We start from the raw sequence: 23,587 nt of genomic DNA on the forward strand, positions 1-23,587 counted from the left end.
ACGCCATGCCCGTCATCAAGCGCGCCAAGACGGCCTTCACGGCCGGGGAGCTGGCACCGGAGCTGCTGGGGCGCGGCGACGTGCCGGCCTGGGGCAACGGCGCCGCCCGGCTCCGCAACATCTTCATCCAGCCCACGGGCGGCGTGCAGCGCCGGCCGGGGCTGCGCCACATCGCCACCCTGGCGGGACGCTCGCGCCTGGTGCCCTTCGAGGTGAGCACGGAGCAGACCTATCTGCTCGCGCTGCGTGAGGGCGCCTTGCGCGTGTTCCAGGGCGACACCCCGGTCGTCGAGCTGGGCGGCCCCTGGACGGCAGGCATGCTGTCGCAGATCGTATTCACGCAGAACGCGGAGATGCTGCTGCTGCTGCACCGGGAGATGCGGCCGCAGGTCGCCGCCCGCACGGCGTCCGGCGAGTGGTCCGTGCGGCCGGTGGAGTTCAGCGGAGAGCCATTCTACCGCTACGCGCCGGCCGGAGTGACGCTGACACCCAGCGCGACAACGGGGAGCGTGACGGTCACGGCTTCCGTAGCCGTGTTCGAGGCCGGGCATGTGGGGGCGCGACTGCGGCTGGAGGGGCGGCGCGTTCTCGTCACGGGGTATGCATCCCCGACCGTTGTCACCGCGACAGTGCAGGATGCGCTGTCCGGCACGGACGCGACCGCTTCGTGGGACGAGAGCGCCTTCGGGGCCGCGCGAGGCTGGCCCGCCAGCGCCTGCTTCCACCAGGGAAGGCTGGTGCTGGGCGGGGCGCGGAGCCTGCCGAACTGGCTGTGGTTCTCCCGCACCGCCGACCCGTTCAACTTCGACCTCGGCGAAGGGCTGGACGATCAGGCGATCGCCTTCAGCCTCGTCTCGGACCAGCTGAACGCGATCCGCGCCGTCTTCGCGGGGCGGCACCTGCAGGTCTTCACCTCTGGCGCGGAGTGGATGGTAACGGGCGATCCGCTCACCCCCGCTTCCATCCAGGTGACGCGGCAGACCCGCGTGGGATCGCTGGCGGACCGCAGCGTGCCGCCCCTCGACGTCGATGGGTCCACCGTCTTCGTCGGGCGCTCCGGGCGGGCGGTGCACGAATTCTCCTACACCGACCTGCAGCAGGCCTATCAGGCGGACGACCTGGCGCTGGTGGCGCGGCACCTGATCGTCTCACCCGTGGCCATGGCCTACGACTCGCGCCGGCGGCTGCTGCACCTGGCGATGGCGGATGGCGGCCTGGCGACGCTGACGATCTACCGGGCCGAGGGCGTCACGGGCTGGACGCGGCAGGAGACGGACGGGGCCTTTCGCTCGCTTGCCGAGATTGAGGGCGCTGTCTACGCCGTGGTGGAGCGCGCCGGCAGCTTCCGCCTGGAGCGCTTCGACGATGCGCTGACGCTGGACGCCGCGGAGACCCCGACCGGCAGTGCCGCGGGCACCGTCTGGTCCGGGCTCGATCACCTGGAGGGACGGATCGTCGCCGTGGTGGCCGATGGCGCGCCGCGCGATGCCGCGACGGTGGTGGGCGGCGCGATCACGGTCGATCCCGCGGCGGGCGCCGTGCAGGCCGGGCTTCCCTTCACCCACGTGGTGGAGCCGATGCCGCCGGAGACGATCTCCGCCGCCGGCGCAAGGATGGGGCCGGTGCGGCTGGTCTCCATCACCTTCCGTCTGCTGGGGACGGGCACGCTGGCGGTGGATACCGGGCGCGGCGTGCGGCCCGTGCCCTTCCGCCGGCTGGACTCGCCGCTGCTGGACGCGGCGCCGGCGGCCTTCACGGGTGATGTGACGCTGCGGGCCTTCGGCTGGCGCCGGGATTCCGTCGCGCCGCTCTGGCGCATCGAGGATCCGGCGCCGCTGCCCTTTACCCTGCTTTCCGTGACCACCGAGACGAGGACGACCGACTGATGGCACAGCTTGCCCCCGTCGTGACGCTCGCCGCCACCGGCGCCTCCATCTACTCGCAGATGGAGACGGCGAAGCGGCAGAAGAAGAACGCGCAGGCCCAGCAACAGAACGCGCAGGTGCAGCAGGCGGCGCAGGAACAGGTCCTGGCCGCGCAGGCCGCGCAGGACACCGCCGAGCGGCAGCGCGCGCTGGACAGGACGATCGCCTCCTCCCGCGCGCGCCTGGCCGCGGGCGGCGTGAACCCGGACGAGGGATCCGGCGCCGCCATGGCGGCCGGGCTGCGCGGTGCCGCGGCGGCGGCGCAGGGCACCAACGACGCGGTCTATGCCGCGCGGCTCTCGGCTAACCGGAAGTCGCTGCTGGACGGGGACTCATCGCTCAACAACTGGGTACGCGCGGGGCAGGGCCTCGGCCGCGCCGTGAAGAGCCTGCTGGACTGACAACCTCACGCCCACGCGGCGGAACCGGAGAATCCTGATGGCCGAGCACATCCGCATCGGCGACATCGCGCCGCGCGTGCAGTACGTGGCCGATGGCGCGCAGACCGCCTTCGTCTATCCTTTTCCCGTCTTCCAGGCCGACGACATCGCCGTGCATGTCGATGCGCTGCCCATGGCCGCCGGCTACGCCGTCTCCGGCGCCGGCAATTCGGAGGGCGGTCTCGTCACCTTCGCCCGGGCCCCGGCCGCCGGCGCCAGGGTGGTGCTGCGGCGCCACCTGGTGATGCAGCGGGTGACGGACTACCAGCCCAACGGCGTGCTGCGGGCCAACACGCTGAACGACGAGCTGGACCGCCAGATGGCCGCCCTTCAGGAGGTGAGGGAGGAGGCGACGGGAACCATCCGCCAGGGGCCGGGCGAGGCGGGCGGGCGGTTCGAGCTGCCGCAGCGCGCCGCCCGTGCCAACCGACTTCTGGGCTTCGACAGCCTTGGCGACATCGCCACCTTCTCCCGCGGGGAGGCGACGCTCTCCGCGCCCTTCCCCGGAGCGATCCCACGCACGGTGGAGGACAAGCTCTCCGAACGCCTCTCCGCCCGCGACTTCGGGGCGACCGGGAACGGCGTGGCCGATGACGGCCCGGCGCTGCAGGCGGCGATGAACGCGGCGGCCGCCTCGGGCAAGTTCCTGGACATCGGAGAGGGAACCTTTCGCACCACCATCCCGCTGACCCTTCCGGGTGCCGCCGCGGGCCTCTCCATGCGGGGTGCCATCCTCTATGCCGGCGCGGGCGGGGAGGCGGCGCTGACGCTCGGTGACGGCGGCAACGTGCGGAACCGCGCGAAGATCTACCAGGGGCTGCGGGTGCTGCGCGCCGGTCTCTCCTCCTGGGAGGATGAGCGGGACGTCGGCATCCTCATCCGGAACCAGGACTCCGGCTTGATCGACATCCGCCAAGTGGAGATGTTCACCATCGGCGTGCAGACCCTGGGCGTGGAGCGCGGCTTCGAGGACAGCGTGCTCTATCTCGGCCGCATCGTGGACAACCGCTACGGGCTTGATGTGCGGACGGCGAGCGCGGCGGCGTGGAACACCTCGGTGCGCTACTACGGCGGGCACTTCGCCATGTCGCTGGCGACCTATCCCGACAAGGACCGCTACGGCATCCGGCTCTCCGCCGCGCCCGGCGCTTATGTCGCGCACAACCGTCACGTCTTCGATGGGCCGGCCTTCGAGCTGCAGGCGCGGGACCGGCCGATTGACGGGATCCCCTTCCTGATCGGGGTGAACTCGCGCGCGGTGGTGGCCCGCAACATCCGCATGGAGGGCTGCGACGCCTTCGTGGCCCGCCACACCGCCGGCGCGCAGGATCACCTCTACGAGGTGGCCTGGGCCAGCCAGGCCTATGGCGTGGACATCGACTACACGGCCACGGCGACCCGCGTTGGCAGCGTGGTGCGCTGCTTGCACCAGGCGGCGGCGCACCGGGAATCAACCCGAACGCTGGCGGAGGTGCCGAATCTGCGCGCGGCCGCGATCCGGTGGAACGCGGCGGAGATCGGCTTCGAGAAGCTGGCCTGCCTCTCCACCAATGTCGGCAACGCGCCAACCCTGCTACCGCAATTCGCCTTCCAGGCGCTGGACAGCTATGTGCTGACGGATCGCGGCGTGATCCTGCCGGGTGGGCGTGGCCTCGGCTTCGTGGTGGATGCGCGGAAGTGCAAGGAGTTCGCACTGGCCGTCGATGCCGACGACCCCCGCATGATCATCCAGTGCTTCGGCGCGGGGAACGCGCTGCTGACGGCGGCAGACGGGGTGATGGTCCGGGCCTCCGGCATGTCGCTGACCTATGTGGACGGGCCGCGATGGTGGCAGGGCAATGCGGACAGCAACGACGCCGGGCTGACGCGGCTGCAGGTGGTGCGGCTGGCGCCGCAGGTGCAGACCGCGATCATCGGCGTGGCGCGCGTGGGCACGGATTACGAGGTGCGGAGCATGCGCTTGGCCTGCGACCCCTCACAGAGCCCGGCGGTGCTCTACGGCACGCCGGAGCTGCCGCACGGCGCGCGGGAACTGAAGGCTGAGATGGCCTGGGACCCGCCCTCCATCGCGGCGGGCGGCTCGGCCTCGCTCAATGTGCCCTGCACGGGGGTGCGGCCCGGCGACTTCGTGCAGGCGGCCTTCAGCCTTTCCTCGTCGGGCGTGATGTTCCTCGCGCAGGTCGGCGCGCAGGACGTGATCACCGTCACGGCCTGGAACCGCAGCGCGGCGGCGATCGACCTGAACGCGGGCACGGTGCGCGTGCGGGCGGTGAAGTCTTGAACCCGCTGACGCCGGAGGAACTGCACCGCGCCATCCGCAAGGTGGTGGCGGATTACGAGGCCTTCGTCGCGCGCGGGCCGGCCCCCGGCACGCACGAGGACCCGAAAGCCTTCACCGCCCATCACGCGGCGGCGCGCTCCGCGCTCGCGCATCTCGAGCACCTGATGAAGCTCGACAAGGGGCAGGTGGAGCCGGACGCGGTGGCGGAAACGGGCGCGCTGATCGCGGAGGCCCGCCGCTCCATCCAGTTGGCTGAACAGGAAGAAGGCGAGGAGAGACCGGAGGATGACGACGCCGCCTGATGAGCTCCAGCCCGACTTCCTGGAATTCCTCTATGCCTGGAACCTGCGCGCCGGGATAAACACCCCCGGCGTGCACCGCCGCGTGGCGCGCTGGCTGATGGCGCGCCAAGCGGGGGAGGACAGGCGCCTGCTGCTGATGGCGTTCCGCGGCTGCGGCAAGTCCACCCTGGTGGGGCTGTGGTGCGCCTGGCGCCTCTCCGTGCAGCCGGAGCTCCGCATCCTCGTGCTCGCCGCCGATCACGCGCTGGCGGCGCGCATGGTGGCGACGGTGCGCAGGATCGTGGAGCGCCACCCGCTCTGCCGCCATCTCCTCGGCGGCGACGGGATGTGGGCCACGGACCGCTTCACCGTGCGCCGCAAGGGTGCCATCCGCGAGCCCTCCATGCTCGCCCAGGGCATCGGCGGCAACGTGACGGGATCGCGGGCCGAGCTGATCGTCTGCGACGACGTGGAGGTTGCGGGGAACTGCGATACGCCCGGCAAGCGGGAGGAGCTGCGCGAGCGGCTCTCCGAGTGCGAGTTCATCCTGACGCCGGGCGGCACCATCCTCTTCGTCGGCACGCCACACTGCGCGGAGAGCCTCTACGCGCCGGCTGAGGCGGAGGGCGCTTACCTCGCCACCTATCGGCGCCTCCGCATCCCCGTGATGAACACGGGCGGCCGCAGCGCCTGGCCGGAACGCTTCCCGCGCGAGATGATCCGCGCCCTGCAGGACCGCGTGGGGCCGCTGCAGTTCCGGCGGCAGATGATGCTGGAATGCGCCTCCTCCGGCGCCGCGCGGCTCGATCCCGCGCTTCTCGTCCGCTACGGCGAGGAGCCGAACTACCGCGAGGCGAACGGGCGGCCCGTCCTCTCCCTGCTCGGGCGCCGCCTCGTCTCCGGCGGCGGCTTCTGGGATCCCGCCTATGGGCGGGAAGGGAAGGGGGATGCCAGCGTTCTCGCCGCCACCTTCTGCGACGGGGAGGGCAACCACTACCTGCACCGCTTGGCCTACATCACCCAGGACCCTGAGGCGCAGCCCGATCCCGCCACGCAGCAGTGCCGCCGCGTGGCGCAGATCGCGAAGGAGCTGTTGCTGCCGGTGGTGCGGGTGGAGACGAACGGGATCGGCAAGTTCCTGCCGCCCCTTCTGCGGCGGGAGATGGCGCGCGCCGGCGCGGCCTGCACCGTGATGGAATACCACAGCCACAAGGCGAAGCACGAGCGCATCCTCGGCGCGCTGGACCCGGTGATGGCCGCGCGCCGCCTGCACGCGCATGAGGCGGTGTTCCGAACGGCCTTCCCGCAGGAAATGATGGAGTGGAAGCCCGGCACGGCGGGCGTGCGGGACGATGCGCTGGACGCCGTGGCGGGCTGCCTTCTGGCGGAGCCGGTGCGGATGCCCGGGCTTCCCCCGGCGCCGCGCGGGGCGTCCTGGCGGGGTGCCTGAAGGCGTTTCAGGCCGCGGACTTCTTCAGCACCTCGCTCGCGTGCCGGGCCGCGCCCGCCCCGGTCATCTCGAAACGCCCGGGCGCCACCTCCTCGGCGAAGCCCATCCCGCAGAGGCGGCGCAGGCAGGCCTCGTCCGGCAGCCCCGCCGGGCGGGTTCCGCCATGCGTCAGGAATAGGCGGTGAAGGGCCGCCCGGCAGCAGGTCTCAAGATACGGCTCGTTCCACATCGCCCGCTCAAAGCACCCCTCGCCCCGCCCCGGCAAGTCGGGGCGGGGCACCACCGCTTCAACCCCGGCTGTTCCGGCCCCTGGCCCGAAGGAGGACCCATGCCGTCCTTTTCCCCCGATCCCCAGTGGATCTCCGCCGCGGTGGAGACCCCGCTCATGGCGGTGCTGGCCTGGATGCTGCACTCGCTTCGCCGCAGCATCGCGCAGCCGCCCGAGATCCTGCCGCCCTCGCCCCCACCCCTGGCGACCCAGCCCGGCTCCGAGGCCACCCAGCAGCACGCGGCGCTGGAGCGGACGCGGGACGACCTGGCCGCCTTCAAGCTGGAGGTGGCGCGCACCTACGTCCCCCTTTCCCTCATCCGCGACGTGGACGGGCGCCTGACCGCGCACCTCATCCGCATCGAGCAGAAGCTCGACGAGGCCACGCGCGCCGCCCACAGCACCGCCGCCCAGATGCGCGTGCTCGCCGAGGACCGCTGACGACATGGATGCCACCGATATCCTGGCCCGGACCCTTTACGCCGAGGCCGGGCGCCGCCCCGTGCGGGCGATCGAGGCCCTGGCGGCGCTGGCCGTGAATCGCGCCCGCGCCGCCGTGCCCCGCCCGCCCCGCACCCCCGGGGCGGCGCCCTTCGCCCGCGGCGGCCATGCCCGCCTGCCGGAACCGGGCGCGCGAGAAATCGCCGCGATCTGCCGCGACCCCTTCCTCTTCCCCAGCCACAACCCGCGCCATACTGCCCACACGCTGTTGCAAGCGCCGCCGGTGGCCGACCCGGCCCTGGCGATCTGCCGCCGGATCGCCGTTCGCGCGATCTGCGGCACCCTGGGCGACCCCACGGGCGGCGCGACCCACTGGCACCCGTCCGAGGACCTGCCCGCCTGGGCCGTGGCGCAAATGCCGGTAGAGGAGGTTGGCGGGCTGCTCTTCTACCGCCTGGACACCGGCGCCCGCCCGGCCGCCCCGGCCGCGCCCGCGCTGGTGGCCGCCTGATGCTGGACGCCGGCCCCTCGCCGCGCTTGAAGCGGGGCATGACCGCCGCGCCCGAGCCCCTGATCCATACGCTGATGCGCGGCGCCGACTGGCGCGCCGCCCAGGCCGCCGGCGCCTATCACGGCAGCGCCGACGACCGGCGCGACGGCTTCCTGCACTTCTCCAGCGCCGCCCAACTGCGCGCCAGCGCCGCGAAGCACCGTGCCGGCGAGCCCGACCTTTGGCTCGTCAGCGCCGAGAGCGCCGCCCTGGGCGAGGCCCTGCGCTGGGAACCGGCCGCCGGCGGCAAACGACCCGGCCTCTTTCCCCACCTCTACGCGCCGCTGCCGCTCACCGCCGTGCGCGGTGCCGTCTTCCTGCCGTTGGACGAGGACGGCCTGCACCGCTTCCCTGCCTGGGTGCCCTAGAGCCGCTCAGCGCCGCTGCGCCATCACCCCCGCGAAGGCCACGATCGCGGCCCCCAGCCACACCACGGCCGGCGGCCAGACCCCCCAGACCAGCACGTCCGCCGCCACGGCGAAGAGCAGCGCGGTGAACTCCAGCGGCGCCAGCCGCCCGGCGCTGGCGTGGCGGAAGGCCGCCGCCAGCCCCACCATCGCCCCGCCCGCCAGCACGCCGTTGGCCGAGAGGGCCAGCGCATCAGAAAGGCTCGGCGTCCGCCATTCCACCGCCGCCCAGGGCAGCAGAAGGGGCAGGGCAGGGCCGGCACTCCAGAGCGTCAGCCGCGCCATTCCCGGCTCGTGCCTGAGGCTGCGGTTCATCACCATGATCATGGCGTGGCAGAGGGAGCCGAAGAGCCCCCAGCCATAGGCGGCCCAGGGCGCCCCGGCCGAGATCCCCGGCGAGAGCGCGACGAGCACGCCCAGGAACCCCACCCCGCACCAGATCCAGGCCCGCCCGGGCACCGGCTCCTTCAGGATCAGCCGGAACAGCCCCAGCACCATGAAGGGCGCGGTGAAGTAGACGAGGTAGCCCTCTGCCATCGGCAGGCTGCGGAGCGAGAGGAAGAACCCCGCCCCCGACCCCACCATCAGCGCCGCGCGGAACAGCTGCGCCCGGGGCCGGCGCGAGGTCAGCCCGGTCGGCCCATCCGCCCGCACCAGCCCCAGCAGCCCCGCCAGCACCAGCAGCGCCAGCAGCACGGCATAGCGGAATGCCAGCACCTGGCTGACATGGTAGCCGCCCGAGAGAAGCTTCGAGTTGGCGTCCAGCACCGCGAAGAGCGCGAGCGAGCCCAGCAGCAGCAACGGCCCGCGCAAGCAGCGCCTCCCCCCGATCCGGTTCGCGCCGCTTCTCCCCGCCCGCCACGCGCGCGTCAACGCGGCGGGCGGCGCCTCTGGCTCTGGCCCTTCCTGCCGCGCTGCGGCAAAAGCGGCGGCGATGCTTCCCTCCATCGCCTCAGCCCTCATGCCGCTCGTCCGGGGCCTAGACCCCGAGCGCGCGCACGAGATGGCGCTGCGGGCCCTGCAATTTGGCCTGGCCGGACGGGACCGGGAAACGGATGACCCAATCCTGGCCCTGCACGCGATGGGGTTGGATTTCCGCAACCCCATTGGCCTTGCCGCCGGCTTTGACAAGAACGCGGTGGCGGTGCTGCCCCTGATGCGGCTGGGCTTCGGCCTGGTGGAATGCGGCACGGCCACCCCGCGTCCCCAGGCCGGCAACCCGCGCCCCCGCCTCTTCCGGCTGGAGGAGGACCGCGGCGTCATCAACCGCTTCGGCTTCAACAACGAGGGGATCGAGGCCTATGCGGCGCGGCTGGAGGCACTGCCCCGCCCGTTGCCCGCCGTGCTGGGCGCCAATATCGGCATCAACAAGGACAGCACGACGCCGGAGGCGGACTACCCCGCCCTCTATCGCCGCGTGGCATCCCTCGCCGACTACGTGACGATCAACGTCTCCTCCCCCAACACGCCGGGGCTGCGGGACCTTCAGGGCGAGGTCCGCCTCGCCGCCATCCTGGACGCCACCCTCGCGGCGCGGTCCGAGCTGAAGCGCCGCCCGCCCGTGCTGGTGAAGATCGCGCCCGACCTCGCGGAGGCGGCCGTGGAGGCAATCGTGGGAGCCTGCCTGGACCGCGACGTCGCCGGCCTCATCGTCTCCAACACCACGATCGCCCGCCCGGCCACGCTGCGCTCCGGCAAGGCGGTGGAGGCCGGGGGCCTGTCCGGCCGACCCCTCTTCGAGCCCTCCACGGAGCTCCTCCGCCGCATCCACCGCCTCTCGCGCGGGCAGCTGGTGCTCGTCGGCGCGGGTGGGGTGGAGAGCGGCGAGACGGCCTATGCCAAGATCCGGGCCGGCGCGACGCTGGTGCAGACCTATGCCGGCTTCGCCTATGCCGGCCCCGCCCTCATTCCCCGCATCCGGCGGGACCTCGCCGCCCTGCTGCGGCGGGACGGGGTGAAGAGCCTCTCGGACGCGATCGGAGCTGACGCCTGATGGAGATCCTCGACGGCGTGGCGGGCCTTGCCGCCCGCTACCGCGGCTTCGTGCTGGACCTCTGGGGCGTCGTGCATGACGGGCAGGCCGCCTTCCCCGGCGTGGCCGAAGCGCTGGCCCGCATGAAGGCATCCGGCGCCCGCATCGTCTTCCTCTCCAACGCCCCGCGCCGGTCCCACGTGATCGAGGCGCAGCTGACGCGCTTCGGCGTGGACCGCGCCCTCTACGACCACGCCATGTCCTCCGGCGAGATCACGTGGCGGATGCTGCGGGACCGCACCCACCCCTTCATCCAGCCGCTCGGCACCCGCGCCATGTTCATCGGCACCGCGCGCGACCACTCCGTGGTGGAAGACCTCGGCATCACCCTGACGGACCGGGCAGAGGAGGCCGACTGGCTCCTCAACACCGGCCCCGACCCCGAGGGGGCCCGGGCGGGCGTCACGGCCTTCGAACCCGCCCTGCAAGCCGCCCTCGCGCGCGACCTGCCCATGATCTGCGTGAACCCGGACCGCGAGGTGGTCGTGGGCGGCCGCCGTATCATCTGCGCTGGCGCCCTTTCCGAGCGCTACGCCGCGCTTGGCGGCCGCACGCTGGAAATCGGCAAGCCCGACCCGGACGCCTACGAGCCCGTGCTGCAGCTGCTGGACCTGCCACGCGACCAGGTGGTGGCCATCGGCGACAGCCCGCATACCGACCTGGCGGGCGCCCAGGCAGCAGGCCTGGACGCGGTCTGGGCCCTGGGCGGGCTGGCGGCCGAGGAAGGCCTGGCTGACGCCGATTCGGCCACCCTGGTCGCCCGCGCGACCGCTGAAGGCGTTTCCCCGATCGCCGCGTTGCGCGCCTTGCGCTGGTAGTTCTCGTGGCCTCAGGAGGAGAGAAGGAATTCTCTTTCCCTGGACCCCCTCTCATCTTCTTCTATCGGGCTGCCGCGGAGTGCTTCGCTGGCGATTGACAGCGCGGCTCGGGCTGACACGGTGTCACTCAGCCCTTCAGCGCCGCCCTTCGATCATCGCATCCGCGGCAGCCCAGGGTAGGTCCAGGAGCCTCAGGCTCCTGGCGGAGGGTCCAGGGAGGCAGAGCTTCCCTGGGGCCACAAGCACCAATCGCTCAGATCGCCTCAGCGCCGTCCCGGCTCCACGCGGTCTCCCACCCAGTTCCCGGCCCGGTTCAGCGCCGCACCGGTGTCACGCGCCGCGCCGCCTAGGGCATCGCCCGTCCGTTCTGCTGCCCGGTCCATGGAGCGACCGGCCCGTTCCCCCGTGTCCGGCGAGCAGGCCAGGAGCAACTGCGCTGCAACCAGGGGCAGCAGGAAGGGGAGGGGACGGCGCATCGGCCAGGACTCCGGACGGGAATGGCGGAGCGGGCAGGATGCCGCCCCACCATCCGGGCCGCCAGCGGGCACAGGCCCGCCGGATCAGACGGTCGGGGCGCCCGCCCGGGCCTCCTGCCACGCGATCCGGGAGAGCATGATGAGCGAGGCGCCGTAGTAGTCGGGCGCCTGGGCCACGCGCGGCAGTTCCTGGATGCGGCGGCGCGGGTCCTGCGTGGCGCGGGCCAGCATGGCGACAGCCTGGATTCCGGCATGTCCGGGATAGGGCGCGAGACTGTTGTTCCGCAGGTCCGTCCAGGCCGGCACCTCGGCGGTGGGGCGGGTCCAGAAGCTGGCGCAGGCCTGCAGCGCTGGGTTGTCCTTCTGCCCGGCCCAGGCGAGGTAGAGGGGCACGCGCACCGCATCCCAGGAGAAGCGGGTGGGCCAGCTGGCGGCCAGGCGGGGCTTGAAGCTGCTTTCCCGCGGCACCTCGATCCAGTCGGCGGGCAGGCCCCAGCGTCCGAAGCGCGCCTCCCGGCAGCACAGGTCCAGCCCGTCCGAAACCAGGCGCCGCCACTGCGGGCCGGGCACCAGCCGCTCAAAGGCCGTCAGCGCGGGGAAGACATAGTAGGAAGGGTTCACCACCACGTGGTCCCGCTTCTCGAAACCGCCCTGGGCCGGCAGCAGCACCAGCTTGCCGGCCACTTCCCGCGTGCAAAGCGTTAGGATGTCGCGGGCAATCAGGGCCGCCTCCCGCTCCAGGTTAGGGCGGGTAAAAAGGTCGGCACCGCGCATCAGGCCCCAGGCGATCAGGATGTCGCCGTCCGTGGCGTTGTTCTGGTCGCCCACCGGATCCACGGAGTCGCCGCGGTAGCGCCACGCGTGCAGGTTGTCCCGCCGGTGGCGCAGGTAGCGGCGCGTCCAGTCCCAGATTCGGTCGAAGGTGGCGGTGTCCCCGGCCTCGGCGGCGAAGAGAAGGCCGAAGCCCTGCCCCTCCGTATGGGTCTCGTCACCCTTGCCGGTATCGAGGACCCGGCCCTCGCGGGTGACGTAGCGGCCGCGGAAGGCGGCCCATTCGGTCTTCAGCTCGGCCAGCCACTCGGGCATGCCCTGCGCCCGGACACTGCGCGGCAGTCCGAGGAGGGCAGGGGCGGCAAGCAGCCCCAGCATGGCACGACGACTTCCGGCGGTGCGAAGGGCAGCGTTGGGGTCGGCAGAGGATTCCATCGTCGCAATGCCCAAAGAGTGTGCGGTGTGTTAACGGAACGATGCACGCATAAGTTGTCTACAATCGTCAAGCGCATCTCGAAGTGGTGCATCACGTAGAACACACTCCTGTGGCCTTTGGGCAATAACGGCCGGTTTGCCTGTGTTGACCCTGCCGGGCAGGGCGAGCAGTCTGCGCGCGTGAGCGCCATCGACCCGGACGTAGCAGGCCAGCTGGCCGCAGAGCTTCCACGCGACGTCTTCGTGGGGATCGTGCGGACCTTCGAGCAGGACCTCGCGCGGCTGGTGCGGCAGATGATCGATGCCGTGCGGGCGGGAAACACGGAGGAATACCGCCGGGCCGCCCATAGCCTGGCGGGCGCAGCCGGCTCCATCGGCGCCAAGGCGCTGGAAGCGCTGGCCCGGCAGGCCATGCGCTCGGACGACCGCACCCCGGCCCAGCAGATGATCCTCGGCATCGGGCAAGAGGCGAAGGCGGCGCTCGTGGAGCTGGCGGCCCTGGCGGCCGAGAACGGCGGCTGATCCTCCTGCCCGGTGGCCGGAGGGCCGGCCTTACTCCCCCGCCGGCTCCACCACGCGCGGGGTGAAGCCGATCGCGCGCATGAGCTGCTCCCGCTGCACGGGCTTGGACAGGTAGTCGTCCATTCCCGCCTCCCGGCACTGGCGCTCGAACTGCGGACCGACGGCGGCGGTGAGGCCGACGATCCGGGTCTCCCGGTTGAGCCCCGCCGCGCGGATGGCCCGCGTCGCCTCCAGCCCGTCCATCACGGGCATCTGCAGGTCCATCAGGATCACGTCGAAGCGGGCGGCGCGGCAGGCCTCCACCGCCTCGGCCCCATTGCCCGCCACCGTCACCTCGGCCCCGATCCGCGCCAGCAGGGCGCGCATGAGGAGCTGGTTCGTGGCGTTGTCCTCCACCAGAAGCAGGCGCTGCGGGCGGGAAGGCTCGGGCTCGCGGGCGGGCTCCGGCGCGGCCGCGGCGCCGGCTGGGGCCAGGGCCCCCAGCAAGGCCTCCAGCAGCCGGCTGGGCAGGGCCGGCTTCAGCAGCATGGCGTCGATCAGCCCGGGCGGCGGGGCGCCCAGGGGCATCGCCTGCGCCTCCACCCCGAAGGAGCAGAGGACGAGGGCGGGGTTGCCCAGCGCCGCCGCCTCCGCCCGGATCTGGCGGGCGACCTCGATCCCCCCCATCCCCGGCATGGCGCCATCCAGTACCGCGGCGTGAAAGGCGGTGCCGCGCCGCGCCGCCAGGCGCAGCAGGTGCAGGGCCGCCGCCCCGCCCTCCGTCGCCATTGCCGAGGCGCCGAAGGCGGTGAACTGGCGCACCATCACCTCGCGGTTCAGCAACAGGTCGTCCACCACGAGGATGCGGCGCCCGGCCAGCGGCGGCCGCACGGGCTCGGGCTGGGGCATCGCGCCCACCACGATCCAGAAGCGGAACACGCTGCCGCCGCCCTTGCGCGGCGTCGCCTCGATCCCGCCGTCCATCTGCTCGGCCAGCTTGCGGCAGATCGCCAGGCCCAGCCCGGTTCCGCCGTATTTGCGGCTGATGGAGGCATCGGCCTGGGTGAAGCGCTCGAACAGGATCGGCACCTTGGCAGGGTCCACGCCGATCCCGGTATCGGCGACCGCGACGTTGAGGCGGAGCGCGCCCGGCTCGTCCTCCAGCGGCGCGGCGCTGATCGAGACCTCGATCCAGCCGCTCTCGGTGAACTTGATGGCATTGCCGACAAGGTTGAACAGGATCTGCCGGAAGCGCCCGGGATCGCCGAGCACCTGCCGCGGCATCTCCGGCGGCAGGGAGGCGACCATCTCAACACCCTTAGAGGCCGCCCGGGCCGCAAAGAGCTCCACGATGGTGGCGATCTCGTTCTCCAGCGTGAAGGGGATGTGCTCGTGCTCGATCATCCCCGCCTCCAGCTTGGAGAAGTCGAGGATGTCGTTCAGCACCATCAACAGGTGCTCCGCGCTGCCCTGGATGGTCTCGCCGTAGCGGCGCTGGATCGGGTCCAGGTTGGAATCCAGCAGCAGCCCGGTCATCCCGATCACGCCGTTCATCGGCGTGCGGATCTCGTGGCTCATCGCGGCCAGGAATTCCTCCTTGGCCCGCGTGGCGGCCCGCGCCTCGCGCTCGCTCTCCTGCAGGGCGTCGCCCTGCGCCTTCAGCAGCGCCGCCTGGCGGGACATGAGCCAGAGGGCGACGAGCATGATGGCCGCGATCGCGACGCCGCCGCCGATCAGCAGGGCCCCCAGCCGCTCCACCCCCTCGAAGGCCGCGCGCCGGGGCCGCGCCGCCTCGATCACCATCGTGCCCTGGCGGATGGTGGAGAAGGAGGCGAAGACGTTCTGCCCGTCCTGGTCCTGGCCGGAGAAGGTGCCGGTCTCCCGCCGCGGCAGGAAGTCGCGGAACAGCCAGGCCGAGGGGTTGGCCTCCCCGATCCCGTCTACCCGCCCGTCGGAGCGGGCGAGGAGGAGGCCGTTCAGGGAGTGAATCCGCACCGTCACCCCGAAGGCCTCGGCGTGGCGGCGGCCGATGGAGATGAGGTAGTCCGGGTTCAGCAGGGCCACGGCCGCGCCGTTGAACTCCCCGCCCGGGGTCCGCAGCCCGCGGGCGAGCGGAATGGACCAGATGCCTGCCGCCTGGATGGCGCGCGCCTGCATGGAGGCGGAGCCGCCGAGGAAGCGCCCCGCCTCAGGCGCGCCCAGGCGCAGCGCGGGGCCGCCCAGCCGCAGCACCCGGAACCAGTCCCGGTCCGCCACCGAGGCGCCGCGCAGGCTCTCCACCGTGGAGGCGGTGACGATGCCGTTGGCGTCCACTACCAGCACCGCCCGCAACTGGGGCACGTCGCGGATCCGCCCGGCGAGGGAACGCGTCGTGCCGGCGGGGTCTGGGTCGGCGGTGCGCTCCGCCATGTCCAGCAGGACGAAGTCCACGGTCTGGATGGCGCGGGCGAGCTGGTCGGCCATGGCGGCGGTCACGCCCATGGTCAGACGCTCCGCGTCATTCGCCGCCTCGCGCTGGCCCCGGTCGAATAAAATGAGATAAACAGCGGCGAAGCAGACGCCCACGATCAGAACGGTTGCCGCGAACAGCCGCCAGGGTCGAGGGGTGGCAGGCCTGGCGGGGCCGTGCCTCAGCAGCCGGTCGAAGGGAGTTGGCGACGTGTTCATGCGCGGTGCGGCCATCATCGCAGCACTTTGTCTCTTTTGCGAGACCGCATCGGATGGCCCGGCCCTCGCGCAGTCATTGAACCGGCGGAACGGGGCGCCGCCCATTGCGGCCAGACCGGCGGACAAGCCCCTGGACCAACCCGTGGACAAGCCGGCGGAATCGCCGCCGGACCCGCCGATGGACCGCCTCTCCCTCATCCGCGCGCGGCGGGAGCTGCTGATCTGCACCGTGCCGGACCTGCCTTCCCTTTCCTGGCGGAACGCCCGGAACGGCGAACTGGAGGGACTGGACGCCGACATGGCGCGGTACCTGGCCGCGCGGCTCCGGGTGCGCCCGGTTTTCGTGGAGACCCTGCCGGGCGCGATCGTCGGCCTGATCGAGCGCGGGAGTTGCGACGTGGGCATGGGCGGGCTGGGCATCACCCCCGCCCGGGCGGAGCGGGTGGCCTTCACCAAGCCCTTCCTCTCCGGCCCGCTGGCGGCGGTCAGCCAGCAGGTAAGCCAGCGCGTGCCGGGCTGGCGGGAGATGGACCGCGAAGGGGTGGTCGTGGCCGTGCTCGCCGGCTCCGTGGCGGAGGAGGTGATGCGCCAGCGGCTGCGCCAGGCGGAGCTCTTCTCGGTCTCCCCGCCGCTGAACCCGGAGCAGGAGACCGGCGCCGGCCGGGCGGATGTCTTCGTGACGGACTACGCCGACGCCCGCCGGCTGCGGGAGGACGATGCCTGGCGCGTCACCGACGCGCCGCGCACGGTGGGGGAGACGCTCTACGCCTACGCCGTGCCGAAGGGTGACGTGGCCTGGCTGGCGGAACTGAACCGCTTCCTCTCGGCGCTGAAGGGGGACGGCACGCTGGCGCGGGCGGCCGAGCGCTGGGCCCTGCGCGACGTGCTGGTGAACTAGGCGGCCGGGCGGCGATCTGCCCCAGGGCAGTCGTCCAGGTGACCTAGATCCCGCCCAGCGTCTCCAGCCAGCGCCGCTTGCCGCCCCCGGCCACATGGGCCTCCCCCAGGGCGCGGGCACGGGGGGCGTCGCCGGCCGCCGCCGCGTCCAGCATCGCCGCGTGCTCCGCGTTGCTCTCCCGCATGGCCGCCGGCCGGGCGAGCGAGCGCTGGCGGGCGAGGTGGCTCTCCTTCAACAGGGAACCGTAGAGGCCCGCCGCGCGGCGGTGCCCGGCCGCCTCCAGCAGCGCCTCGTGGAAGGCGAGGTTGCCGGCGTAGTAGCCGGCGGCTTCACCCGCGCCGGCATCGGCCTCCATCGCCGCGACCTGCGCCCGGAGCCCTTCCATCGTGCCGGGCGGCAGCGTGCCCGCCGCCGCCCGTTCCGCGATGCGGCCGAGCACGAAGCCCTGGAGCAGGGCGCGCATGTCGTAGAGCTCGGCCACTTCCTCGGGTTCCAGCCGCCGAACGCTCATGCCCTGGCCGGCGGGCCCGGCCGCCACAAGCCCCTCCCGCTCTAACCCGCGCAGCGCCTCCCGCAGCGGCCCGCGGGAGAGGCCGAGGCGCGCGGCCAGCGCCACCTCGTTCAGCCGGGCTCCCGGCGCCAGCTCGCCGGAGAGGATGAGTTCCTCCAGCCCGGCGCGGGCACGCTCGGCCAACAGGGCGGAAGGCGGGGCCGGCGGGGGTGGCAGATCCATGGGCGGAGGGCATCACGGCCGCGCGTGGCCTGTCAACAGCCTGTTGACAGGGCGGCCCGCCCGGATCAGCCTGCGCCGCAGGAGGACTTGCCATGCTCGATGCCACGAACCCTGCCGAGACAGGGACCTCTGCCGGCGCCCTCTCCCGCTTCACCGTGCTGGACCTCACCCGCGTCCGCTCCGGCCCCACCTGCGTCCGCCAGCTGGCGGACTGGGGCGCGAAGGTGATTAAGATCGAGATGCCGGAGGGGCTGGACCAGGGCGACCCGATGGGCGGCCCGCGCGGCGGCCCGGACTTCCAGAACCTGCACCGCAACAAGCGCGGGCTGACGCTGAACCTGAAGTCGCCCGAGGGCGTGGCGATCCTGAAGAAGCTCGCCGCCGAGGCCGATGTGGTGGTGGAGAACTTCCGCCCGGATGTGAAGGACCGGCTGGGCATCGGCTACGAGGACCTGGCAGCGGTGAACCCGCGCCTCGTCTACGCCTCCATCTCCGGCTTCGGGCAGGACGGCCCCTATGCCGGCCGACCGGGCTTCGACCAGATCGCCCAGGGCATGGGCGGGCTGATGTCCATCACCGGCCTGCCCGGCCAGGGCCCGGTGCGTGTGGGCATCCCCATCGCCGATCTTTGCGCCGGGCTGTTTGCCGCCCAGGGCATCATGGTGGCCCTGCTGGAGCGCGAGGTCTCGGGCAAGGGCCAGTGGGTGCAGACCTCCCTGCTGCAGGCCCAGGCCTTCATGCTGGACTTCCAGGCCGCGCGCTGGCTCCAGGCCGGCGAGGTGCCGAAGCAGGCCGGCAACAACCACCCGACCTCCATCCCCACCGGCGTCTTCAAGACGAAGGACGGGCACATCAACATCGCCGCCACCGGCAACGCGATCTGGAAGCGCTTCGCCATCGCTGCTGGCGCACCGGAATGGCTGGAGGACCCGCGCTTCAAGGACTCCGCCTCCCGCTCGGAGAACCGTGATGCGCTGAACGCGCTGATCGACGCCAAGATCGCCGAGCGCACGAGCGAGGAGTGGGTGACGGCGCTGAACGAGGCCGGCGTGCCGGCGGGCCCGATCTACTCCATCGACCAGATGTTCGGTGACGTGCAGGTGAAGCACCTGGGCATCGCGACGACCCTGGATGACGGGACGAAGAGCCAGACCTATGTCGGCCAGCCATTCACCCTTTCCCGCACGCCCAGCCGCATCACCAGCCACCCGCCCGCCATCGGCCAGCACTCGGCGGAAATTATGGCGGAGATGGGTGTCCCCGAAGACGAGATCGCGGGCCTCAAGTCCCGCCAAGTGATCTGAGAACGAGCGATCTAGGACCAGACATGCCCGACGCGCTTCCCCCGGCGAACCCTGCCCTCGGCACCGACAAGATGCTCTCCCGCAAGGAGGGCGGCGTCGGCTGGATGATCTTCAACAACCCCGAGCGCCACAACGCCGTCTCCATGGAGATGTGGGAGGCGGCGGAAAAGATCCTGGCCGACTTCCAGGCCGATCCAGAGGTCCGCGTCGTGGTCGTCACGGGCGCGGGCGGCAAGGCCTTCGTCTCCGGCGCCGACATCTCGAAGTTCGAGAGCGAGCGCAGCAGCAAGGAGGCGGTGGACGCCTACCAGGCGCAGACGGCGAAGGTCTACGACGCCCTCTCGGACTTTCCGAAGCCGACCATCGCCGCGATCCGCGGCCACTGCATTGGCGGCGGCTCCGCGCTGGCGGTCTGCTGCGACCTGCGGATCTGCACGGAGAAGTCCTCCTTCGGCATCCCGGCCGCCAAGCTCGGCCTGGGCTATCCGCTGAAGGGCATCCGGCGGCTGGTGCACCTCGTCGGCCCCTCCTTCGCGAAGGAGCTCTTCTTCACCGCCAAGCGGTTTTCCGCGGAGGACGCCCGGATCATGGGGCTGGTGAACCGCGTGGTGGCCGATGACGCGCTGGAAGCCACGATCACCGACTACGCGGGCACCATCGCCGGTAATGCGCCGCTGACCGTCGGCTCCGTGAAGGCCATCGTCGGCGAGGCGCTGAAGGCCGAGCCCGACGAGGCGCTGTGCGACCGTCTGGTGGCCGGGTGCTTCGCCAGCGAGGACTACATCGAGGGCCGCCGCGCCTTCATGGAGAAGCGGCCGCCGCAGTTCAAAGGCCGCTAAGCCCGACGATCCGGCCCCCGGAGAGACCCGCGACAGACGGGCCCCGGGGCGCCGCAGGAGAGGAGTCCGAGATGATCCACCGTCGCGTCCTGCTGGGCGCCGGGATGGCGGGCTGCGCCCTGTCCCTTCCGGCGATCCGCGCCGCCGCCCAGGAGTCCTGGCCGAGCAAGCCCATCCGAATCGTCGTGGGCTTCGCCGCCGGCGGCGCCACCGACATCAGCACGCGGGTGATGCAGCCCAAGCTCACCGCGCTGCTCGGCCAGCCCGTGGTGATCGACAACCGCCCCGGCGCGGGCGGCAACCTCGCCACCGACCTCGTCGTGCACGCTCAGCCGGATGGCAGCACCTTCCTGATGGGCACGATCGGCGCGCTGGCGATCAATCCCAGCCTCTACAGCAACCTCAACTTCGACCCGCAGACCGATCTCGTCCCCGTCGCCATGGCGGGGAACGTGCTGAACGTCCTCGTCGTGCCCGCGGACCGGCCCTGGCGGAGCGTGGCGGACCTGATCGCGGCGGCGAAGGCGCGGCCGGACACCATCACCTACGGTTCCTCCGGCGTCGGCGGCGCGGGGCACCTGGCGGGCGCGCTGATGGACCAGATGACGGGGAACAAGACGGTCCACGTGCCCTATCGCGGCGGCGGGCCGATGATGACGGACCTGATCGGCGGCAAGGTGGACTACGCCTTCTCCACCGCGCCCACGGCGCTGCCCCAGGTGCAGTCCGGCCGGCTGCGGCTGCTGGCCGTTCCCACCGCCCGCCGGATCCGTTCGATGCCGGACACGCCGGCGGTGGCGGAGACCCTGCCGGGCTACGAGGTGCAGAACTGGTACGCGCTGGTCGGGCCGAAGGGCCTGCCGCCGGAGATCGTGGCGAAGATGAACGCCGTGATGCGGGAGGCCCTGGCCGACCCGCAGGTCTCCGCCTCGCTGGAAGGGCAGGGGGTGGAGCCCCTGCCCAGCTCGCCCGAGGACCTGGCCCGCTTCATCCGCGAGGAGACGGCGAAGTGGGCCCCCATCGTGAAGGCGACGGGCGCGAAGCCGGAATAGGTATCAGCCCCCGCGCAGGCGCCCGGCCATCAGCTCCTGCAGGTCGAGGTCGTGCTCCAGCGCGTGCAGCACCTCGTCCTGCAGGCACCCGGCCCGGTGGAGGCGCAGGACCTCCGCCCGGCCGGCGGCCACGGCCGCCAGCACCACGTTGAAATGATCGTCCCGGGCGCCCTGCAGCTCCTCCGAGGCCTCGCTGAAACGGGCGGCGGCGCGGGCGCGGTAGCCGTACTGCTCCAGCAGGCGGGGATGGCGGATCGTCCCGTCCGGGGCGCGGGCGAGCGCCTCCACCGTGGCGAGCTGGGTCTCGGCCACCAGCGCCTCGGCCTGGTGATGCGTGAGCTGCGTGCCGCCCTCCTCCTCCTGCATTCCCAGGCCGAGCAGCCGGATCACCCACCCCAGCGTGGTGCCCTGGACCAGAACGGTGACGAGGATGACGGCGAAGGCGCTGACGAGGATCAGGTCGCGCCCGGCCATCTCCTCCGGCACGGAGAGGGCCACGGCCAGCGTCACCACACCGCGCATCCCCGCCCAGCCGATCACGGCTGAGGCGCGGGCATCCAGCCTCGGCGCCTCGTGCCCGCGCAGCCGGTCCAGTCCGCGCACGAGGAGGCCGGAGCCGAAGACGAAGGCGAAGCGCGAGAGGATCACGGCGACGATGACCGCCAGCACCGGCCCTCCCAGGTTCTGCACCGCGTCCTCCGCGCCGCCCAGCCGCAGCAGCACGCCGCGCAGCGACAGGCCGATGAGGACGAAGACCAGGGCTTCCAGCAGGTGGGTCATGATTTCCCACACCGCGGTGCCGGTGCGGCGCCCGGCGGCCGTGAAGATCTCGTGCTGGTACCAGCCCAGCACCATTCCCGCGACGACGGCGGCGATCACGCCGGAGGCGTGAAGCTCCTCCGCCAGGATATAGGCGGCCCAGGGCATGAGCAGGGTGGTGATGATCCCCAGCTCCATGGACCGGAACAGCCCCAGCAGCCGCACGCCCGCCGCCCCGACCGCCAGCCCGGCGACGATCCCGCCGACGGAGAGGACGGCGAAGCTGACGGTCGCGTCCCACAGGCTGAAGGTCCCGGTCAGCGCCGCCGCCACCGCGAAGCGGAACAGCACGATCCCCGCCGCGTCGTTCAGCAGGCTCTCTCCCTCCAGCAGCATCATCGTGCGGCGGGGCAGGCGGACCCGTTGCAGCACCGCTTTCGCCGCCACCGCATCGGGCGGGGAGACGACCGCGCCGAGGGCGAAGCAGGCGGCCCAGGGCAGCTCCGGCACCGCCCAGCGCACGACGACCCCGACCGCGAGGGTGGTGAAGAGCACCGCGCCGACCGCCAGCGCCAGGATGCCGTCCAGCTGAGCCCGGAACTCCCGCCAGGGGGTGAAGTAGGCACTGGCCATGAGGAGGGGCGGGAGGAAGAGCAGCAGGACCAGCTCCGGGTCCAGGCTCAGCGCGGGCATGCCGGGGATGAAGGTGAGGACGCCGCCGCCGAGGATGAGCGCCGTGGCGGGCGGCAGGCGCAGCCATCGCGCAAGTGCCTCCAGGCACACCACCGCGACGAGGAGGAGCAGGATGAACTCGAACTGGGCGGTCGGTGACATGCATCCCCCGGGCTGGCGCGAGGGACCAACCTAGCATCAAGCCTGCCGGGCCGGGATGGCGGCCCGGCGGGTCTTGCCGGCGATGCGGGCCGGCGGCTCAGACCGGCTCCAGCTCCACCTCCTCGATCATCTCCCGCGTTTCCTCGTCGGCTACCAGCTGCCCTTCCCACTTCGCCACCACGGCGGTGGCGAGGGAATTGCCGATGACGTTGGTGGCGGAGCGGCCCATGTCGAGGAAGGTGTCGATGCCGAGGATCAGCAGCAGCCCTTCCTCCGGCAGGCTGAACTGCGACAGCGTGGCGGCGATGACGACGAGGGAGGCGCGCGGCACGCCCGCCACGCCCTTGCTGGTGAGCATCAGCGTCAGCAGCATCGCCACCTGCGTGCCGAAGCCCAGCGGGATGTCGTAGGCCTGGGCGATGAAGACGGAGGCGAAGGTGCAGTACATCATCGTGCCGTCGAGGTTGAAGGAGTAGCCCAGCGGCAGCACGAAGGAGGAGATCCGGCGGGCGATCGGGAACTTCGCCAGCTGCTCCAGCATCTTCGGGTAGGCGGCCTCCGAGCTCGCGGTGGAGAAAGCAATCAGGAAGGGCTCCCGCACCAGACCGACCAGCCGCGTGATGCTCGGCCCGAGGATAAGGAAGCCCGCCAGCACCAGCACGAGCCAGAGGCAGACGAGGCCGAAGTAGAATTCGCCCATGAACTTCGCGTAGTTCACCAGGATGCTCAGCCCGTTGGTGGCGATCGTGGATGTCATTGCGCAGAGCACGGCGAGCGGGGCCAGCTTCATCACGTAGCCCGTGACGCGCAGGATGATGTGGGACAGGCTCTCGATGCTCTCCACCACCGCGCGCGCCCGTTCCCCCATGGAGGCGCAGGCGACGCCGAAGAAGAGGGAGAAGACAACGATCTGGAGGATCTCGTTCTCCACCATCGGGCGGATGGCGGAATCCGGGAAGACGTGGGTGACGAAGCCCGCCACCGACATGGCGTTGGCGTTGATGCCAGAGCTGGCGCCGGTGGCGACCTTGTGGATACCCACCCCCGGCTCGAACAGGTTCACCAGCACAAGGCCGAGGGTGAGGGAGACGAGGGAGGCGCAGACGAACCACAGCATCGCCTTGCCGCCCACGCGGCCGACCGTTCCCGCATCCGCCATGTGCCCGATGCCCGCGACAAGGGTGGAGAAGACGAGCGGGGCGATGATCATCTTGATCAGCCGCAGGAAGATCGTGCTGCCGATGGAGACGTAGCCGGCGATCTGCTTCTGAGTGGCGGGGTCCGCGACCGTGTTGTGGATCAGCGCGCCGGCCCCGATCCCCAGCAGCATAGCGATCAGGATGTAAGTGGTCATCCGGCTTGATTTCATGAAAACGGGCCTCTGCATGGCGATGGGTGCCAGCAGGTTGCATGCATCGCCCGCAA

The 23,587-nt window shown here is 71.8% G+C and carries 23 protein-coding genes; 15 read left to right on the forward strand and 8 right to left on the reverse strand.

Going from position 1 to position 23,587, the window contains the following annotated elements:
- Positions 1–5 precede the first annotated feature (5 nt).
- Genes J5Y10_RS02670 through terL form a run of 5 tightly spaced genes read left to right on the forward strand, consistent with a single transcriptional unit; the run spans position 6 to position 6,377 of the window.
- Positions 6–1,886: a phage tail protein gene (locus tag J5Y10_RS02670; RefSeq protein WP_209370443.1), complete on the forward strand. Its 1,881-nt coding sequence runs from the start codon at positions 6–8 to the stop codon at positions 1,884–1,886.
- On the forward strand, positions 1,886–2,326 hold the full coding sequence (locus J5Y10_RS02675; protein ID WP_209370445.1) for a hypothetical protein: 441 nt from the start codon (positions 1,886–1,888) through the stop codon (positions 2,324–2,326). The genes J5Y10_RS02670 and J5Y10_RS02675 overlap by 1 nt, the downstream gene beginning before the upstream one ends.
- A 37-nt stretch (positions 2,327–2,363) precedes the next feature.
- Positions 2,364–4,646, forward strand: a complete 2,283-nt coding sequence (locus J5Y10_RS02680; RefSeq protein ID WP_209370447.1) for a hydrolase — start codon at positions 2,364–2,366, stop codon at positions 4,644–4,646.
- Complete coding sequence (locus tag J5Y10_RS02685; RefSeq protein ID WP_209370449.1) at positions 4,643–4,948, forward strand: hypothetical protein; 306 nt, start codon at positions 4,643–4,645, stop codon at positions 4,946–4,948. The genes J5Y10_RS02680 and J5Y10_RS02685 overlap by 4 nt, the downstream gene beginning before the upstream one ends.
- Positions 4,932–6,377: a phage terminase large subunit gene (gene terL, locus J5Y10_RS02690; RefSeq protein WP_209370451.1), complete on the forward strand. Its 1,446-nt coding sequence runs from the start codon at positions 4,932–4,934 to the stop codon at positions 6,375–6,377. The genes J5Y10_RS02685 and terL overlap by 17 nt, the downstream gene beginning before the upstream one ends.
- 7 nt (positions 6,378–6,384) lie before the next feature.
- Here terL and J5Y10_RS02695 read toward each other — a convergent pair whose 3' ends face one another.
- Positions 6,385–6,606, reverse strand: a complete 222-nt coding sequence (locus J5Y10_RS02695; protein WP_209371216.1) for a hypothetical protein — start codon at positions 6,604–6,606, stop codon at positions 6,385–6,387.
- A 99-nt stretch (positions 6,607–6,705) separates the two neighbouring features.
- On the opposite strand from J5Y10_RS02695, the gene J5Y10_RS02700 reads away from it, so the two are divergent.
- From J5Y10_RS02700 to J5Y10_RS02710, 3 genes are read left to right on the forward strand one after another with little or no spacing between them, the layout of a single operon-like run.
- On the forward strand, positions 6,706–7,086 hold the full coding sequence (locus J5Y10_RS02700) for a hypothetical protein (RefSeq protein WP_209370453.1): 381 nt from the start codon (positions 6,706–6,708) through the stop codon (positions 7,084–7,086).
- 4 nt (positions 7,087–7,090) lie between these two features.
- A complete protein-coding gene (locus J5Y10_RS02705; RefSeq protein ID WP_209370455.1) occupies positions 7,091–7,597 on the forward strand; it encodes a cell wall hydrolase in 507 nt (168 codons plus the stop codon).
- Between the two features lie 38 nt (positions 7,598–7,635).
- Entirely contained in the window at positions 7,636–8,004 is a 369-nt protein-coding gene (locus J5Y10_RS02710; RefSeq protein WP_209370457.1) for a DUF952 domain-containing protein, read from the forward strand.
- A gap of 6 nt (positions 8,005–8,010) precedes the next feature.
- On the opposite strand, the gene J5Y10_RS02715 is transcribed toward J5Y10_RS02710, so the two are convergent.
- Positions 8,011–8,856, reverse strand: a complete 846-nt coding sequence (locus J5Y10_RS02715; protein WP_245214261.1) for a DMT family transporter — start codon at positions 8,854–8,856, stop codon at positions 8,011–8,013.
- 121 nt (positions 8,857–8,977) lie between these two features.
- Here J5Y10_RS02715 and J5Y10_RS02720 point away from each other — a divergent pair, with 121 nt between their 5' ends.
- Both J5Y10_RS02720 and J5Y10_RS02725 read left to right on the forward strand, forming a co-directional pair.
- Positions 8,978–10,036 (forward strand): quinone-dependent dihydroorotate dehydrogenase, encoded by a 1,059-nt coding sequence (locus J5Y10_RS02720; protein WP_209370459.1) that lies wholly within the window; start codon positions 8,978–8,980, stop codon positions 10,034–10,036.
- Positions 10,036–10,893 (forward strand): TIGR01459 family HAD-type hydrolase, encoded by an 858-nt coding sequence (locus tag J5Y10_RS02725; protein ID WP_209370461.1) that lies wholly within the window; start codon positions 10,036–10,038, stop codon positions 10,891–10,893. Before J5Y10_RS02720 ends, J5Y10_RS02725 begins: the two co-directional genes overlap by 1 nt.
- 263 nt (positions 10,894–11,156) lie before the next feature.
- On the opposite strand, the gene J5Y10_RS02730 is transcribed toward J5Y10_RS02725, so the two are convergent.
- Together J5Y10_RS02730 and J5Y10_RS02735 are read right to left on the reverse strand one after the other, a co-directional pair.
- Positions 11,157–11,369 carry a hypothetical protein gene (locus J5Y10_RS02730; RefSeq protein ID WP_209370463.1) on the reverse strand — a complete coding sequence of 71 codons (213 nt, stop codon included), beginning with the start codon at positions 11,367–11,369 and terminating at the stop codon, positions 11,157–11,159.
- A gap of 84 nt (positions 11,370–11,453) precedes the next feature.
- Positions 11,454–12,518 carry a family 8 glycosyl hydrolase gene (locus J5Y10_RS02735; protein ID WP_209370465.1) on the reverse strand — a complete coding sequence of 355 codons (1,065 nt, stop codon included), beginning with the start codon at positions 12,516–12,518 and terminating at the stop codon, positions 11,454–11,456.
- Positions 12,519–12,755: 237 nt separating this feature from the next.
- On the opposite strand from J5Y10_RS02735, the gene J5Y10_RS28305 reads away from it, so the two are divergent.
- Entirely contained in the window at positions 12,756–13,097 is a 342-nt protein-coding gene (locus tag J5Y10_RS28305; protein ID WP_209370467.1) for an Hpt domain-containing protein, read from the forward strand.
- 30 nt (positions 13,098–13,127) lie between these two features.
- Here J5Y10_RS28305 and J5Y10_RS02745 read toward each other — a convergent pair whose 3' ends face one another.
- Complete coding sequence (locus J5Y10_RS02745; RefSeq protein WP_209370469.1) at positions 13,128–15,743, reverse strand: hybrid sensor histidine kinase/response regulator; 2,616 nt, start codon at positions 15,741–15,743, stop codon at positions 13,128–13,130.
- Between the two features lie 142 nt (positions 15,744–15,885).
- On the opposite strand from J5Y10_RS02745, the gene J5Y10_RS02750 reads away from it, so the two are divergent.
- Positions 15,886–16,641 (forward strand): substrate-binding periplasmic protein, encoded by a 756-nt coding sequence (locus tag J5Y10_RS02750; protein ID WP_209370471.1) that lies wholly within the window; start codon positions 15,886–15,888, stop codon positions 16,639–16,641.
- A 43-nt stretch (positions 16,642–16,684) separates the two neighbouring features.
- Here the strand turns inward: J5Y10_RS02750 and J5Y10_RS02755 are convergent, their stop codons facing one another.
- On the reverse strand, positions 16,685–17,374 hold the full coding sequence (locus tag J5Y10_RS02755) for a GntR family transcriptional regulator (RefSeq protein WP_209370473.1): 690 nt from the start codon (positions 17,372–17,374) through the stop codon (positions 16,685–16,687).
- 92 nt (positions 17,375–17,466) lie between these two features.
- Here J5Y10_RS02755 and J5Y10_RS02760 point away from each other — a divergent pair, with 92 nt between their 5' ends.
- The 3 genes from J5Y10_RS02760 to J5Y10_RS02770 all read left to right on the forward strand — a co-directional run bounded on the left by J5Y10_RS02760 (position 17,467) and on the right by J5Y10_RS02770 (position 20,569).
- Complete coding sequence (locus J5Y10_RS02760) at positions 17,467–18,678, forward strand: CaiB/BaiF CoA transferase family protein (RefSeq protein WP_209370475.1); 1,212 nt, start codon at positions 17,467–17,469, stop codon at positions 18,676–18,678.
- A gap of 23 nt (positions 18,679–18,701) precedes the next feature.
- Complete coding sequence (locus tag J5Y10_RS02765; RefSeq protein WP_209370477.1) at positions 18,702–19,517, forward strand: enoyl-CoA hydratase; 816 nt, start codon at positions 18,702–18,704, stop codon at positions 19,515–19,517.
- Between the two features lie 71 nt (positions 19,518–19,588).
- Positions 19,589–20,569 (forward strand): Bug family tripartite tricarboxylate transporter substrate binding protein, encoded by a 981-nt coding sequence (locus J5Y10_RS02770; protein WP_209370485.1) that lies wholly within the window; start codon positions 19,589–19,591, stop codon positions 20,567–20,569.
- Positions 20,570–20,572: 3 nt separating this feature from the next.
- Here the strand turns inward: J5Y10_RS02770 and J5Y10_RS02775 are convergent, their stop codons facing one another.
- Both J5Y10_RS02775 and J5Y10_RS02780 read right to left on the reverse strand, forming a co-directional pair.
- On the reverse strand, positions 20,573–22,162 hold the full coding sequence (locus J5Y10_RS02775; protein WP_209370487.1) for a Na+/H+ antiporter: 1,590 nt from the start codon (positions 22,160–22,162) through the stop codon (positions 20,573–20,575).
- A gap of 97 nt (positions 22,163–22,259) precedes the next feature.
- Positions 22,260–23,516 (reverse strand): dicarboxylate/amino acid:cation symporter, encoded by a 1,257-nt coding sequence (locus J5Y10_RS02780; RefSeq protein ID WP_245214262.1) that lies wholly within the window; start codon positions 23,514–23,516, stop codon positions 22,260–22,262.
- Positions 23,517–23,587: the final 71 nt, after the last annotated feature.

Source organism: Roseomonas indoligenes (assembly GCF_017813365.1).
Lineage (GTDB): Bacteria > Pseudomonadota > Alphaproteobacteria > Acetobacterales > Acetobacteraceae > Roseomonas > Roseomonas indoligenes.

What these genes read in the sequence shown, in the direction of transcription:
- J5Y10_RS02710 (WP_209370457.1), top strand. Translation starts at nt 7,636, where the DNA reads ATGACCGCCGCGCCCGAGCCCCTGATCCATACGCTGATGCGCGGCGCC.
- J5Y10_RS02760 (WP_209370475.1), top strand. Translation starts at nt 17,467, where the DNA reads ATGCTCGATGCCACGAACCCTGCCGAGACAGGGACCTCTGCCGGCGCC.
- J5Y10_RS02680 (WP_209370447.1), top strand. Translation starts at nt 2,364, where the DNA reads ATGGCCGAGCACATCCGCATCGGCGACATCGCGCCGCGCGTGCAGTAC.
- terL (WP_209370451.1), top strand. Translation starts at nt 4,932, where the DNA reads ATGACGACGCCGCCTGATGAGCTCCAGCCCGACTTCCTGGAATTCCTC.
- J5Y10_RS02720 (WP_209370459.1), top strand. Translation starts at nt 8,978, where the DNA reads ATGCTTCCCTCCATCGCCTCAGCCCTCATGCCGCTCGTCCGGGGCCTA.
- J5Y10_RS02735 (WP_209370465.1), bottom strand. Translation starts at nt 12,518, where the DNA reads ATGCTGGGGCTGCTTGCCGCCCCTGCCCTCCTCGGACTGCCGCGCAGT.
- J5Y10_RS02675 (WP_209370445.1), top strand. Translation starts at nt 1,886, where the DNA reads ATGGCACAGCTTGCCCCCGTCGTGACGCTCGCCGCCACCGGCGCCTCC.
- J5Y10_RS02705 (WP_209370455.1), top strand. Translation starts at nt 7,091, where the DNA reads ATGGATGCCACCGATATCCTGGCCCGGACCCTTTACGCCGAGGCCGGG.
- J5Y10_RS02700 (WP_209370453.1), top strand. Translation starts at nt 6,706, where the DNA reads ATGCCGTCCTTTTCCCCCGATCCCCAGTGGATCTCCGCCGCGGTGGAG.
- J5Y10_RS02770 (WP_209370485.1), top strand. Translation starts at nt 19,589, where the DNA reads ATGATCCACCGTCGCGTCCTGCTGGGCGCCGGGATGGCGGGCTGCGCC.
- J5Y10_RS02775 (WP_209370487.1), bottom strand. Translation starts at nt 22,162, where the DNA reads ATGTCACCGACCGCCCAGTTCGAGTTCATCCTGCTCCTCCTCGTCGCG.
- J5Y10_RS02755 (WP_209370473.1), bottom strand. Translation starts at nt 17,374, where the DNA reads ATGGATCTGCCACCCCCGCCGGCCCCGCCTTCCGCCCTGTTGGCCGAG.
- J5Y10_RS02725 (WP_209370461.1), top strand. Translation starts at nt 10,036, where the DNA reads ATGGAGATCCTCGACGGCGTGGCGGGCCTTGCCGCCCGCTACCGCGGC.
- J5Y10_RS02765 (WP_209370477.1), top strand. Translation starts at nt 18,702, where the DNA reads ATGCCCGACGCGCTTCCCCCGGCGAACCCTGCCCTCGGCACCGACAAG.
- J5Y10_RS02745 (WP_209370469.1), bottom strand. Translation starts at nt 15,743, where the DNA reads ATGAACACGTCGCCAACTCCCTTCGACCGGCTGCTGAGGCACGGCCCC.
- J5Y10_RS02780 (WP_245214262.1), bottom strand. Translation starts at nt 23,516, where the DNA reads ATGACCACTTACATCCTGATCGCTATGCTGCTGGGGATCGGGGCCGGC.
- J5Y10_RS02670 (WP_209370443.1), top strand. Translation starts at nt 6, where the DNA reads ATGCCCGTCATCAAGCGCGCCAAGACGGCCTTCACGGCCGGGGAGCTG.
- J5Y10_RS02695 (WP_209371216.1), bottom strand. Translation starts at nt 6,606, where the DNA reads ATGTGGAACGAGCCGTATCTTGAGACCTGCTGCCGGGCGGCCCTTCAC.
- J5Y10_RS02730 (WP_209370463.1), bottom strand. Translation starts at nt 11,369, where the DNA reads ATGCGCCGTCCCCTCCCCTTCCTGCTGCCCCTGGTTGCAGCGCAGTTG.